The 14,095-nt window shown below is 36.6% G+C and carries 14 protein-coding genes; 3 read left to right on the top strand and 11 right to left on the bottom strand.

Annotated features, from left to right (window positions below; all coding sequences use genetic code 11):
• Positions 1-113 precede the first annotated feature (113 nt).
• The 3 genes from ACXVYO_RS25420 to ACXVYO_RS25410 all read right to left on the bottom strand — a co-directional run bounded on the left by ACXVYO_RS25420 (position 114) and on the right by ACXVYO_RS25410 (position 2,424).
• Positions 114-758 (bottom strand): LytTR family DNA-binding domain-containing protein, encoded by a 645-nt coding sequence (locus tag ACXVYO_RS25420; RefSeq protein WP_458468916.1) that lies wholly within the window; start codon positions 756-758, stop codon positions 114-116.
• An 81-nt stretch (positions 759-839) separates the two neighbouring features.
• Positions 840-1,445, bottom strand: coding sequence for a pentapeptide repeat-containing protein (locus tag ACXVYO_RS25415; protein WP_458468914.1), 606 nt, complete (start codon positions 1,443-1,445; stop codon positions 840-842).
• Positions 1,446-1,500: 55 nt separating this feature from the next.
• A complete protein-coding gene (locus ACXVYO_RS25410) occupies positions 1,501-2,424 on the bottom strand; it encodes an alpha/beta hydrolase (protein ID WP_458468912.1) in 924 nt (307 codons plus the stop codon).
• A gap of 205 nt (positions 2,425-2,629) precedes the next feature.
• On the opposite strand from ACXVYO_RS25410, the gene ACXVYO_RS25405 reads away from it, so the two are divergent.
• Positions 2,630-3,391 carry a DODA-type extradiol aromatic ring-opening family dioxygenase gene (locus ACXVYO_RS25405; protein WP_458468910.1) on the top strand — a complete coding sequence of 254 codons (762 nt, stop codon included), beginning with the start codon at positions 2,630-2,632 and terminating at the stop codon, positions 3,389-3,391.
• Positions 3,392-3,440: 49 nt separating this feature from the next.
• Here ACXVYO_RS25405 and ACXVYO_RS25400 read toward each other — a convergent pair whose 3' ends face one another.
• The 3 genes from ACXVYO_RS25400 to ACXVYO_RS25390 form a co-directional block, all read right to left on the bottom strand.
• Positions 3,441-4,655, bottom strand: a complete 1,215-nt coding sequence (locus ACXVYO_RS25400) for a multidrug efflux MFS transporter (RefSeq protein ID WP_458468909.1) — start codon at positions 4,653-4,655, stop codon at positions 3,441-3,443.
• Positions 4,656-4,822: 167 nt separating this feature from the next.
• Entirely contained in the window at positions 4,823-5,674 is an 852-nt protein-coding gene (locus ACXVYO_RS25395) for a GNAT family N-acetyltransferase (RefSeq protein ID WP_458468907.1), read from the bottom strand.
• Positions 5,675-5,704: 30 nt separating this feature from the next.
• Positions 5,705-6,421, bottom strand: coding sequence for a DUF554 domain-containing protein (locus tag ACXVYO_RS25390; RefSeq protein WP_458468905.1), 717 nt, complete (start codon positions 6,419-6,421; stop codon positions 5,705-5,707).
• A gap of 216 nt (positions 6,422-6,637) precedes the next feature.
• On the opposite strand from ACXVYO_RS25390, the gene ACXVYO_RS25385 reads away from it, so the two are divergent.
• Positions 6,638-7,741 (top strand): CapA family protein, encoded by a 1,104-nt coding sequence (locus ACXVYO_RS25385; RefSeq protein ID WP_458468904.1) that lies wholly within the window; start codon positions 6,638-6,640, stop codon positions 7,739-7,741.
• 52 nt (positions 7,742-7,793) lie between these two features.
• Entirely contained in the window at positions 7,794-8,021 is a 228-nt protein-coding gene (locus ACXVYO_RS25380; RefSeq protein ID WP_458468902.1) for a hypothetical protein, read from the top strand.
• 90 nt (positions 8,022-8,111) lie between these two features.
• On the opposite strand, the gene ilvA is transcribed toward ACXVYO_RS25380, so the two are convergent.
• Genes ilvA through ilvB form a run of 5 tightly spaced genes read right to left on the bottom strand, consistent with a single transcriptional unit; the run spans position 8,112 to position 14,090 of the window.
• Positions 8,112-9,374, bottom strand: a complete 1,263-nt coding sequence (gene ilvA, locus ACXVYO_RS25375; protein ID WP_458468900.1) for a threonine ammonia-lyase IlvA — start codon at positions 9,372-9,374, stop codon at positions 8,112-8,114.
• A 31-nt stretch (positions 9,375-9,405) separates the two neighbouring features.
• The gene (ilvD, locus tag ACXVYO_RS25370; protein WP_458468898.1) at positions 9,406-11,079 is read right to left on the bottom strand and encodes a dihydroxy-acid dehydratase; all 1,674 of its coding nucleotides are present in this window, start codon (positions 11,077-11,079) and stop codon (positions 9,406-9,408) included.
• A gap of 46 nt (positions 11,080-11,125) precedes the next feature.
• On the bottom strand, positions 11,126-12,133 hold the full coding sequence (gene ilvC / locus ACXVYO_RS25365) for a ketol-acid reductoisomerase (RefSeq protein ID WP_458468897.1): 1,008 nt from the start codon (positions 12,131-12,133) through the stop codon (positions 11,126-11,128).
• A gap of 14 nt (positions 12,134-12,147) precedes the next feature.
• Positions 12,148-12,378, bottom strand: coding sequence for an ACT domain-containing protein (locus ACXVYO_RS25360; RefSeq protein WP_458468895.1), 231 nt, complete (start codon positions 12,376-12,378; stop codon positions 12,148-12,150).
• A complete protein-coding gene (ilvB, locus tag ACXVYO_RS25355; RefSeq protein WP_458468893.1) occupies positions 12,375-14,090 on the bottom strand; it encodes an acetolactate synthase large subunit in 1,716 nt (571 codons plus the stop codon). Before ilvB ends, ACXVYO_RS25360 begins: the two co-directional genes overlap by 4 nt.
• Positions 14,091-14,095 lie beyond the last annotated feature (5 nt).

Genomic DNA, 14,095 nt, shown 5'->3' with positions numbered 1-14,095 from the left:
TTAATGAATATTCATAATTATTTTACACATTAACACCATCAAAATAGGGGTTTTCTTACACAATGCCGAAAATTCAGATAAAACAGCGGATCTAGGTTCTAAAGCAGAAAATTTTAGAATCCTAGAAGCTTACGAAAATAACTAGCGTATGATTGACTCACTGGTACCCTCTCTCCGTTATCCATAGAAAGTAAAAAAGTAGAATGCGTATCAGGGTAAATCGCTTTAATATGATTAATATTTACAATAAAAGAACGGTGACATCTAATAAAGGAATCTTTCGGCAGCAAGTATTCAAATTCTTGTAGCGAGTACTTATGTGTTCCTGTTAACTCTTCTGAATTTACATACGTCTTTTTATCTTTAGCTTCTAAATACATTACCTTTGAGAAAGGAACCGGAACCCATCCGTCTGTTGTTTTTAAAGTAACGACTGACTTTCCATCCGTTAAAGCCGGATAAATTGCCGTCACGCACCCTTCAATCTTCCCATTATTTGAAAACGGTACGGCCATTCCATGATATGGAATACCGAAAACATCCCGGTTAATAAACTCAGAGGCTTTTTGCTTCGTTACCATTGCTTTATGAGCAATCGTCCCTTCCTTTATAGGATCACCAGCGCTAATCTTTAAATCAATTCGTTTACTTGGCCGATAATAAATATATTCTTTCGTATTCGAAACGGCAATTGATATTTCATCTGAAAATAATTCCCCAACTACATCTAGTAGTATACCTAACGTTTTATCTTCCATAGTATGAACACCTCATTTACTATTATACTACTGTTATGATTTGAAAAACCGTTCAGCATTTTGAACGGTTTTTCAAACTATTTAGTTCACCTTAGCCCCATAACATCTTGCTACTGCAACTGCCTGTGCTATATCTAATTTTACATTTTTCAAATCAAAACTTGTAAAATCAATTCTATCAACTATCGCCCCTTTTAAATTTGCACCGCTAAGTTTCGCCTTACCTAATTGTGCACCGGTTAAATCCGCTTCACGTAAATCTGCCTTTTCTAAATTACATTCATATAGGTCCGCTTCCATGAAACGTATACCCTTTAACATTTGTTTACTTAAGTTCGCAAACCTTAAATTCGTATATGACCAATCACCCGATATGATAGTTATTCCGTCTAAATTCGCTTCTTCAAAATCAGATCCAGTCATTTTACATTCTTCAAACTTCGATACGAATAAATTCGCACCAACAAACTTACAATTCGCAAATGTAGTTCCTTTATGGATAGAAGCGTTAAAAAGAGAACCGGTAAAATCACATTCTATGAAATTACAATTTTCAGTAGATACTTCCGATGCATCTACCCCTCTAAAACGGCATTTTATGAATGTACTATTCTTCAATTCCTCTTCTTTAATCAAGACATCTTGAAAATCTATTTCTACATATTCTTTATTTACAAATTCACTCATAGCTACTCCTCCATCTCCTTAAAGAAACCTCACTTCAAAAAAGTGAGGTTTCTTCTCATACAATATGCTTATCTAACCAAGAAATCAAATCTTGAAATACTTCATCTCGATTTACTTCATGGAACATTTCATGTCTGCCATTTTCATATAAACGCAGCGTTACATCTTTCACTCCACATTTTTTATAGTTTTCATATACTTCTTTTACACCTTTCCCCATATCCCCAACAGGATCACGATCTCCTGAAAAAATATGTATTGGAAGGTTTTTCGGTGTTTTTTTGAACTCTTCTAGTTTATTTACTTCTAATACACCAGAAAATAATTCTCGATAAAAACTCGTTGTACAAATGAATCCACATAATGGATCCGCAATATATTTATCTACTTGACTGTTATCTGAAGATAACCAATCAAATTTTGTACGATTTGGTTTAAAGTGTGAATTGAAGTTTCCGAAAGATAAAAAATTTAACATTGGACTTTTCGTTTTTTCCCCGCGTAATTTCATCTCAATTGTCGCTACTTTATGACCGATACTTCCTAAAATCCCTGGATTTCCACCAGTTCCTGAAATAAGGAATCCATCATATAATTCACCTTTCAGTTGCACAGCACGTCTTGATAAAAAAGAACCCATACTATGTCCAAGTAAAAATAACGGGCATGTCTGCTCTTTTCTTATCGTTTCTGATACAAAAATAACATCAGATACAGCCTTACTCCAACCTACATTTGGTTCAAAATGACCATAATCTTCTTCTCTTTTCACTGTTTTCCCATGACCTTTATGATCATGTGCATAAACACCATACCCTGCTTCTAATAACGCAGCAATAAAATCTGTATAAACACCTGCATGTTCTGTCATACCATGTGCAATTTGAATAACCCCTCGCGGATCTCCTTCTGGTAACCACTTACGTAAATAAATTTCCGATCCATCCAATGCCGTAACGAAACTTTCCTGTACGTTCATTTCGTCAGCCCCCAACTCTATTATGTATATCAAAAAGTGAATATCCATTCATTATTCTTATTATGTATTATATGCAATTGCCTTCATTATGACAAATGACTCACTTTTCCAATTAGCTCTAAAACTTATATATTGACGAACATAAAATAAAATTATATAGTTACTTACATAAAGTAATTATAATATTGTTTGGGAGGTTTCTAATATGATGCCATCATTATTTTTAGCACACGGATCACCAATGCTCGCTATTCAAGATACAGAATATACAAGTTTTTTAAAAACCCTTGGAGAAACATACAAACCGAAAGCAATTGTTATTTTCACCGCTCACTGGGAAAGCGAAGTATTAACGATTTCTTCTTCAGATAACGAATATGAAACAATTTATGATTTTGGAGGTTTTCCTCCTGAGTTATACGAAATCAAATATCGTGCGAAAGGCTCTTCTAACATTGCATCTATGTTAGCAACAAAATTTAAAAATAAAGGTATTCCAGTCCATCATAATATGACGAGAGGTTTAGATCATGGCTCATGGACACTTCTGCATCGCATGTATCCAGAAGCAAATATTCCTGTCGTCCAAATATCAGTTAATCCATTCCTTCCTGCAAAAGAGCAATTTAAAATTGGAGAAGCACTTAAAGGACTTGGACAAGAAGATATTTTAATAATCGAGAGCGGTGTTACCGTTCATAACTTACGAGCTTTGAAATGGAATCAAACGACACCCGAACAATGGGCAATTGAATTTGATGATTGGATTATTAAACATATGCAGACTACTGATAAAGATGCATTATTTAATTGGGAGAACAAGGCCCCTCATGCACAATTAGCAGTACCAAGAGCAGAGCATTTCGTTCCTTTATTTATCGCTATGGGTAGTGGTGAAAATAACGGTGAAGTCATTCATCGCAGTTACGAGCTTGGTACATTAAGTTATCTTTGTCTTCAATTTTAAAGAAAAGGATGAAGCAATCGTTGCTTCATCCTTTTTTTCATTCACTTAGTTAACTAACTTCCAAATGTCGTTTCTCTGATATCTCTTCGTTCTTATTATGAAAATAAACCCAAATGCACGCAATAAATAATAGTGATGATGTAGAGAAGAAAACATATTGGAAGCCCGCATGTGCTGCAATTTGTCCACCAAGTACTGGTCCAATCATATTTCCTAAAAACTGAAACGATTGATTATATCCAAATATTCGTCCCGTTACATGGGTTGGTGTATGTTGTTTTAGTAGAGTTTGTACGGAAGGTAATAATCCTGCTTGTGCGATACCTAATAAAAATCGAAGAATTAATAGTTGCCAAGCTGAGGTTACAAATGCTTGCGGGATAAAAATAATTCCTGCAGCAAACAACGCTACAACTAACGTTTTTTGAGGACCGATTTGATCTGATAATCTTCCTAGTCTTGGTGCTGCCAAAATAACTGCTAACCCTGTCGCTGACATAACGGCACCCGCTATTGTTTCAATATGTGCAGTATGAGGACCTACTAAATTTTTCACGTACAATGTAACAATTGGCTGAACAGACATATTAGCAAGTTGAATAATAAATGTCGTTACAAATAAACTAATAATTAAATGCTTTGCTGGAACCATCGTCCATACTTTTTTCGTTTGTACTTTTTTTGCTTGAGCGGAGTGATTCTCTTCATGTAGGAAGAAAAAAACGATGAGAAAAGAAAGGAATAAAAAAGCTCCTGTAACAAGAAAAACATGGCGCATTCCAATTAACTCAGACAAATATCCTCCAAGTAATGGACCAAGTAAAGAACCGCTCACGCCACCAGTTGAAATTGTGGAAATTGCCCATCCTGAATGTTCTGTCGGAGTTTCTGCCGCAATAAATGTCATCGCCGTTGAAAGAAAACCAGATACTGCTCCCATTAAAAATCTTAGTGCGACTAGTTGATACACATCCGTTACAAATCCCATAAGCGTCATTATAATAGCCATACCTAGGCTCGCACGAATCAGCATCAATTTCCGTCCATGTATATCACCAAGTTTTCCCCATATTGGTGATACGATCGCACCCATTAAAAATGTTATACCAAATGCAAGTCCCGACCACTGTGCAATACTTGAAGTGCCAGTTACTCCTAATTCTTCAATATAAAAAGATAAAAAAGGAATTACTAAACTCATACCGGCTGCAGTGGTAAAACAACCTAGCCAACAAATCATCAAATTTCGTTTCCAGCTGGCCATTTTCACACCTTCTTTCTTTAGATACCCATTCTACACCCTTTCTTGTAAAAAGTTTAGTAATTTGCTTTACTTGTAAGATTTACTACATAACCCGCTATTTTCTATTAAAAATCACTACATCTCTACATTATTTCCATAAAAAAACCAACTCCCCTATATGGAGTTGGTTACTTATTCTCTAACGGTATTAAACGCGCATTACAATTTCTCTCATAAAACTCAATCGGACCTGCTTGTCCAATAATTGCGTATTCATATCCATCTTGCTTCATACTATGTAAACAACGATGTAACAATTGCTTCCCTACACCTTTCACACGATTTTGCTTTGCTGTGCCCATTGGACCAAACAATCCTTTCTTCCCTCTCACTACATCATAACAAGCAAAACCTACTATCACTTCTTCTTGTTCTGCTATATAAATAGGTAAATTGTCTATATATGTACGAAATCCATATTCTAGTGAACGTAACCAACGTTCACCAAATTCCTCATTAACAAAACTTGCTAATTGTTCAAAATCAGAAGCGTTAGCCTTTCTAACAGTACAAGCTAAATCATTATAAGTTGGAACAAAACATTTTAGATCAACCGCTAAATCTCTTGGCTCAGCTAGAATACGTAATATATCTTTTTGTATTTGTAGATTTTCAATAAACGTATCCGCGCGAAATAGTGCATATATAACATGTCCTTCATTCATTATTACTTGTTGAAAACGTTCCATACGTTTCTTCGCTATTTGTAAAATTTCTAGCACCTTATAAGATACCTTATATTGTCCTATTTTTTTATACTCTTGATCTGGTAAATCGTATTGTTTTCGTATCGAAAGTTTTTCTAAAAAATCCGTACCAAAGTTACGAAACAAATACATATACAACTCGCTGCAAACTCCAGTGCCTTCTTTACAGGTGCCAACAAACAAGTGAACTGGTTGAATAATATTATTTTTCGCCTCTTCTACTGCAATCTGCAATATGTTATGAACACGTTTTGTAAATTGAAATTCCTCCATATGTACCTCCATATGTACCTTGATCCCCTACTACTTTACTATTAAACCGTAACCGTAAATAAGTGAAACAATTACTCCAACTACCAATATACCTGGCAGTAAATTTGCCACTTTAATTTTAATAATACCAAGTAAGTTCAATCCAATAGCGGCTATCATAATACCACCTGTTGCTGTCATTTCCACTATAAATTGATTCATTAATGCTTTCGGGACCAAACTATTAATTTGTGTTGCAAAAACCGCAATACCTCCTTCGTATAAAATAACTGGAATCGCCGAAAATACTACGCCAATTCCTAAAGTTGTCGTTAATATAATAGAAATAAATCCATCGATAATCGCCTTTGTAAATAAAATATCATGATTTCCGCGAATCCCGCTGTCGAGTGCACCAAGTATACCCATCGCACCAATGGCAAAAATTAAAGTAGCTGTTACAAAACCTTCTGATATGCTCCCTTTCCCTTTCGATCCAACTTTATTTTCTAGCCAATCTCCTAACTGTTTTAACTTTCCCTCTAATTGTAGCCATTCCCCGATGACGGTACCAATTACTAAACTTAGTATGACAACAAGAAAATTTTCACTTTTCAATGCCATTTGAAGTCCAAGCACAGTAACCGCTAAACCGATTGCATGCATAATTGTTCCCTTCATGCTTTCTGGAATTCTACTAAATAATTTACCTAGTAAAGTACCAAATATAATACAAATACCATTTACAACTGCTCCTAATATAACCATTTCTCATTCTTCACCCTTCGAATTCTTTATTTCTATATTTTGGTTTATTCATTGATTTACAGGTTATCTATATGTTAACTTAATATTGAGAATATTAACAAATGTTTTTCACAACATAAACCGCAATTTTTTGTAGTTATACATAATGTGAAACTTTAATTAACGTGAGTTTTATTGCCCTCAAATTGCGGTATAAACTCAAAAGGGACGGTATTTATGAAAACTTTACTAAAACGATTTCTGTTAATAGCCTTTTGCATTACACCAATTGTTTTATTAGTTAACTACTCTTTTACTTCAAAAGCGAAAGACAAACCCGATTTGCAAAACAAATCTAGTAAAACCGCTTCAACAAATGAAAAGAAAATAGAAAACCCGGAAATCACACTCACCTTCTCTGGTGATACAATGTTCGATTGGCAATTACGTCCTGTAATCGAAAAAAACGGGGCTGATTATCCATTCCAGCATGTAAAAGAAGAAATAACAAAAGCTGATATTTCTTTCGTTAATTTAGAGTCAGCATTTACAATGAGAGAAAAGAAAGCTCCTGGACAACTGTTTTGGATTAAAAGTGATCCATCCACTCTTCAAGCGATAAAAAACACTGGGTATGACATCGTAAATATCGGGAATAACCATACACTTGATTATGGGCAAGATGGATTATTAGACACGATTTCTCACGTAGAAAAATTAAAGTTCCCTTACATTGGAGCCGGAAAAAATGAAAAGGATGCATATACTGCACGAGAAATGACCGTAAAAGGGAAAAAGTTCAAATTTCTTTCCTTCGTTCGATTTATGCCTGATACGAATTGGATAGCTGGTGACAATAAACCTGGTGTTGCGAACGGATATGATTTAAATCTCGTAACAAAAACAATTAAAGAGCAAAAGCAAGATGCAGACTATTTAATCGTCTATATGCATTGGGGCGTTGAAAAATCAAATCGTCCGGTAGAATACCAAAAACAATATGTTCCTAAAATGGTTGAAGCAGGAGCTGACGCGATTGTCGGAAGTCACCCACATTGGCTTCAAGGATTTGAGTATTATAATAAAGTTCCTATCGCTTACTCATTAGGAAACTTTTTATTCCCAAGTTATGTGAGCGGGAAAAGCGCCGAAACTGGCGTATTAACTTTAACTTTTAAAGGAAAGGATGTCCAAATGTCATTCAATCCTTACATCATTCGCAACAACCAAGTTTCTCCTGTAAATGAGGAAGAAAAGAAAAAAGCTTTACAATATTTACAAACGATTTCAACTGACGTAGAAATTGATGATACAGGGAACATAAAAAACAAACGGAACTAGACAACGCAAGATCTATTTCTCTGTAACATACTTTACAGAATAGGTGATGAACATGCTGAAAGACTTATTAGAAAATATAAGTTTGTTAGAGAATATTTATAAAATATCTATAGCCGTTCTACTTTTATGTTCATTTTTCTCTGTTAGATTTCTAAAAAAAATAAAACGCGAGCGAAAACTTACTACCTTTGAATTTACTATGTATGTAATTATTCGCATTGCGATACTCTTTTGGTTAACTAGCTTTATCCTTCTTGAATATGGAAAGTATATAGTCTGATTATAAAAAGATAGATACAAGCAGCATTTCCGCTGTTTGCATCTATCTTTTTTATTTCAGGTACAACTGTATGTTTCCTCTTTCCTTCTATTAAATAAGTAAATCAAACAAAACAGGATTTTTATTAAGCTCCATAAATTGAATATTATTTTCTTTAAAACGAGTAATTAATTGCTCATAATCCTCTTTATGTTTTAATTCTACGCCGACTAATGCTGGACCATTTTCTTTATTATGTTTCTTAATGTATTCAAAGCGCGTAATATCATCTTCTGGCCCTAATCCTTTATCGAGAAATTCTCTTAGTGCACCGGAACGTTGCGGAAATTCAATGATAAAATAATGCTTTAAGCCTTCGTAAATGAGCGAACGTTCTTTCATTTCTTGCATTCTATCAATATCGTTATTTCCACCACTTAGCGTACATACAACTGTTTTACCTTTTATTTCATCTCTATATAAATCAAGCGCTGCAATGGATAGCGCACCCGCCGGTTCAGCTACAATTGCATTTTTCTTATACAGTTCTAAAATCGTCGTACAAACCTTTCCCTCTGGTACTAAAACAATGTCATCAATTACATCTTTACAAGTTTCAAATGTTAACTTTCCTACCTTTTTAACAGCTGCCCCGTCAACAAAACTATCTATTTTCTCCAATGCGACATTTTCATTTTGAAGAAAAGCCTCTTTCATAGATGCAGCTCCCATCGGCTCTACACCAATAATCTTTGTAGCAGGACTAACACCTTTCACATATGTACCAACACCTGATGCTAACCCACCGCCACCGATTGCTGTAAAGATATAATCCACTGGTTTCTCCATATCATGCATAATTTCAACTGCCACTGTTCCTTGACCAGCAATAACATACGGATCATCAAACGGATGAACGAACGTCATTCTATTTTCCTCACAATAGCGCTGTGCCTCTTGGAACGAACTATCAAATGTATCACCAACTAATACAATTCCCGCAAAATCGCCACCAAAAAACTGTACTTGCGATACTTTTTGTTTAGGTGTCGTTGTCGGCATAAATATTTTTGACGGAATCTTCAATAAATTACACGTATAAGCAACTCCTTGTGCATGATTGCCAGCACTTGCACAAACAACGCCGTTTTGTAATTGTTCTTCCGATAAACTTTGAATTAAATTGTACGCACCACGAATTTTGAAAGAGCGAATCAATTGTAAGTCTTCTCTTTTTACATAAACTTCACAATCATATTTCTCAGATAAAACTGTATCACGTTGTAACGGTGTTTTAATAACGATATCTTTCATGCAATTATGAGCCATTAAGATATCTTCAATTTTCACTCTCTCCTTTAGCTTCTGCACCATTTCATATCATCCTTATCTCTTTTAAATTGGCTCAATCGAAATTCGGGATTTTTAGGACTGCACCTGTATTCGCCGATGTTACCATTTGTGCATAACGCCCAAGCCAGCCAGTTTTCACTTTCGGTTCTGGTCGTTTCCATTCTTTTTTACGCTGATCTAATTCTTCATCACTCACTCTTACTTCTAACAATCTCTCCTCAACATCGATACAAACGATATCTCCTTGTTCCAGAAGTGCAATCGTTCCGCCCGCAGCTGCTTCTGGTGAAATATGCCCTACTGAAATACCACGTGAAGCACCAGAGAAACGTCCATCCGTTAATAACGCAACATCTGCACCTAATCCCATACCAGCAATCGCTGACGTTGGTGCTAACATCTCCGGCATACCAGGGCCGCCTCTTGGTCCTTCATAGCGAATAACAACTACATCGCCTTTCTTCACTTTCCCAAGCATAATGCCCGCAAGCGCCTCATCTTGTGAATTAAAAATAACGCAAGGTCCTTCAAACCGTTTTACTTCGGTCGCTCCGCTTTTAATAACTGCCCCATCTTTCGCAAGGTTTCCTTTTAATATACGTAATCCCCCTTCTTCACTATGGGGGTTTTCGAGAGAATGAATAACTTCCTTATCTTTAATCTCTGCATGAGCAATATTTTCTCTTAATGTTTGCCCAGTAGCAGTAATACGGTCTAAATGAAGTACCCCTTCTTTTCGACTCATCTCTTTCAAAATTGCACTAATCCCGCCTGCTCGATCAATATCTTCCATATGCCAATTGGAAGCAGGGCTTACTTTACATAAATGTGGTACACGTCTTGAAACAGCATCAATACGGTTCATATCGTAATCTAATCCAGCCTCTTGCGCCAGCGCCAATGTGTGCAACACTGTATTTGTTGAACCGCCCATCGCCATATCAAGCGCGAACGCATCATCAATTGCTTCTTCCGTTACGATATCTCTTGGCTTAATATCTTTTTCAATTAAAATCTTTAATTTCTCTGCTGCTTGTTTAATTAATTCTTCGCGTCTTGGATCAATGGCTAAAATACTTCCGTTACCCGGAAGAGCTAAACCTAACACTTCACATAAACAATTCATAGAGTTCGCTGTAAACATACCGGAACAAGAGCCACAAGACGGACAGCCATGATCTTCAATATCCTTTAATTCTTCTTCTGAAATTTTACCAGATTGATAAGCTCCTACTCCTTCGAAAACAGAACTTAAATCAACAACGTCTCCTTTTGACGTTTTTCCAGCCGCCATCGGGCCACCTGAAACAAATACAGTTGGAATGTTAATACGAAGTGCAGCCATCATCATACCAGGTGTGATTTTGTCACAGTTTGGAATACAAATCATGCCATCAAACCAATGTGCATTTACAACCGTTTCTACTGAATCTGCAATGATTTCACGACTCGGAAGCGAATAACGCATACCGATATGCCCCATCGCAATACCGTCATCTACTCCAATTGTATTAAATTCAAATGGAACCATACCTGCTGCACGCACTGCTTCTTTAACAAGTTTCCCAAACTCATTTAAGTGCTTATGACCTGGAATAATTTCAATAAAAGAATTACAGATAGCTATAAACGGTTTATCAAAATCTTCATCTTTCAAACCAGTTGCTTTTAATAAACTACGGTGCGGCGCTTTATCAAAACCTTTTTTAATCATGTCACTTCTCATCTTGTCAAATCCCCTCTTACGTATTTTTCACTTACAATCACTTACTCTATTTCTTTACTAATTCTTTCGGTGCATGAATCCAGCTCATCATTTCACGAAGCTCTGCCCCTACTTTTTCTAACTGATGATTTTGCTCTGCTTTTTTCATCGCATTATATGTTGGACGCCCAGCTTGGTTTTCTAAAATCCATTTCTTCGCGAATTCACCTTGCTGAATTTCTGTAAGTACTCGTTTCATTTCTTTCTTCGTTTCATCTGTAACAATTCTCGATCCTGTTACATAATCTCCGAACTCTGCCGTATCTGAAATAGAATGGCGCATGTTCGTTAAACCACCTTCGTACATTAAATCAACAATTAACTTTAATTCATGTAAACATTCAAAGTATGCAATTTCAGGACGATATCCGCCTTCTGTTAATGTTTCAAAACCAGCTTTCACAAGTGCAGTTACCCCGCCACAAAGCACTGCTTGCTCTCCGAATAAATCTGTCTCCGTTTCTTCTTGGAATGTCGTTTCAATTACACCTGCACGTGTACAACCTACACCTTTTGCATACGCAAGCGCTACACGTAATGCCGTGCCCGTAGCATCTTGATTTACTGCGACTAATGCTGGAACACCATTTCCTTCTTGGAATACACGGCGAACGAGATGTCCTGGGCTTTTTGGTGCGACCATCGCTACATCTACGTAACTTGGCGGATTAATTTGTCCGAAGTGAATATTAAATCCATGTGAGAAAAGTAACATTTGCCCTTCACAGAGATTTTCTTCTACTTCTGCTTTATACACATGTGCTTGCTGTTCATCTGGCAATAACATTTGTACAACTTGCGCGGTTCGAACCGCTTCTGAAACAGACATTACTTCAAACCCATCTGCTTTTGCTACTTCAAAAGACTTACCAGGTCGAACACCGACTACAACTTCCACACCAGAATCACGTAAATTTTGTGCCTGTGCATGACCTTGAGATCCATAACCAATTACCGCAACTGTTTTCCCTTGTAATAACTCTAAATTTGCATCTTTCTCATAATACGTTTTCATATTCCATACACTCCTTATAATTTATTTACTTGCAGTACATCAATTAATTTTTTCAACTGACCAACAAGTAATGTCGCTTCATTTTCAGTACAAATTGCTGTGAGTTTCATTTCAGAAACGCCACTAGTATCTCTTTCGTTTAAATGTAAAGAAGAAATATAATAACCACGCCGAGCAAAAATTCCACTTATACGTAATAAGACGCTTGGCTCGTTATGAATAACGAGTGAAAAAGTATGACTCATTCTTCCCACCTCTTCATAATCATTTCGTTATTCCCTTTGTTTGGCGGAACCATCGGAAATACGTTTTCACCTTCTTCTACACAAAAATCAACTACGACAGGACCTTCATGAGCAATTGCTTCTAACATCACTTGTTTCGCCTCGGTTGAATTCGTCGCTCTTAATCCCTTCACTCCATAAGCTTCTGCCACTTTCACAAAATCTGGCGAGCCGATTTTTGATTCTGACAAACGATTTTCATAAAACATTTCTTGCCATTGCCTTACCATTCCTAAAAATTTGTTATTTATAATAAATACTTTTACAGGAATATTATTTTCAGCAATTGTTTGTAGTTCTTGAATGTTCATTTGAAAAGAAGCATCGCCCGCAATACAAATGACGAGTTCTTCTTCTTTTGCAAGCTGAGCACCAATTGCCGCCGGGAAACCAAACCCCATCGTTCCTAGTCCGCCAGATGTGAGAAAAGTCCGTGGATTTTTCGCTTTATAAAAATGCGCAGCCCACATTTGATGCTGCCCTACTTCTGTCGTAACAATCGCTTCACCATTCGTTACTTCACTTACTAGACTAATCACATGCTGTGGTTTTAACTCCTTTTCTTTTTGGTTATAGGATAGTGGGTATTCTTCTTTCCATCCCTCGATTTTCGTAAGCCATTCATCTGTCCGTGTATCAATCGGCATACGTAACAGAATGTGTAACACTTTTTTCACATCTCCAACAATCGGATATTCCACAGTTACATTTTTATGAAACTCCGAAGGATCTATATCAATATGTACCTTTTTTGAATGCGGAGAAAAGAGTTCTAATTTTCCTGTTACACGATCATCGAAGCGAACACCTAAAGCAAGTAGTAAATCACATTCTGTTACTGCCATATTTGCAGCGTACGTTCCATGCATGCCGAGCATTCCTAAAAATAATGAATCTCCTGGCGGATATGCACCAAGTCCCATTAAGGTGGAAACGACAGGAATACGGTTCTCCCTCGCAAATTTGATGAGTTCATCAGATCCACCCGAATGAATGACACCTCCTCCAATATAAAGAAGTGGGCGTGTAGCTTTTGAAATTTCTTTAGCCACCTCTCTAAGCTTTATACTGTCTGGCATAGGCTCTATTTTGTATCCTGGAATCTCAATTACTTCATTATAAAAATTTGTTACCTTTTCATTTTGAACATCTTTTGGAATATCAATTAATACTGGTCCTGGTCGACCGCTTTCGGCGATGTAAAAAGCTTCTTGTACAATACGTGATAAATGATTCACATCACGAACTTGATAATTATGCTTCGTTACAGGTACTGTAATCCCGACAACATCCGCTTCTTGAAATCCGTCTTTTCCGATGAGAGGTGTTGCAACTTGCCCTGTAATGACAACTAAAGGAATCGAATCCATATAAGCATCTGCTAAGCCTGTAACTAAATTTGTCGCCCCTGGGCCAGAGGTAGCAAAGACTACCCCGACCTTTCCAGAAGCTCTCGCATATCCTTCTGCCGCATGAATGGCAGCTTGTTCATGACGAGTTAAAACGTGCTTCAAACCACTTCCGTATAACGCATCATACACTGGCAAAATCGCTCCGCCTGGATAACCGAAAACGGTGGTTACACCTAAATTCTTCAAGCATTGAATAACGTGTCCAGCTCCTGTCACTTCTTCACAATGCAATTTCTCACGTGTTGTATACTGTTGCTCCATTTCAA

It is taken from the genome of Bacillus sp. BC08 (assembly GCF_054326875.1).
Note: the sequence above shows the minus strand (reverse complement) of the source record. Positions and strands in the feature narration are given on the sequence as shown.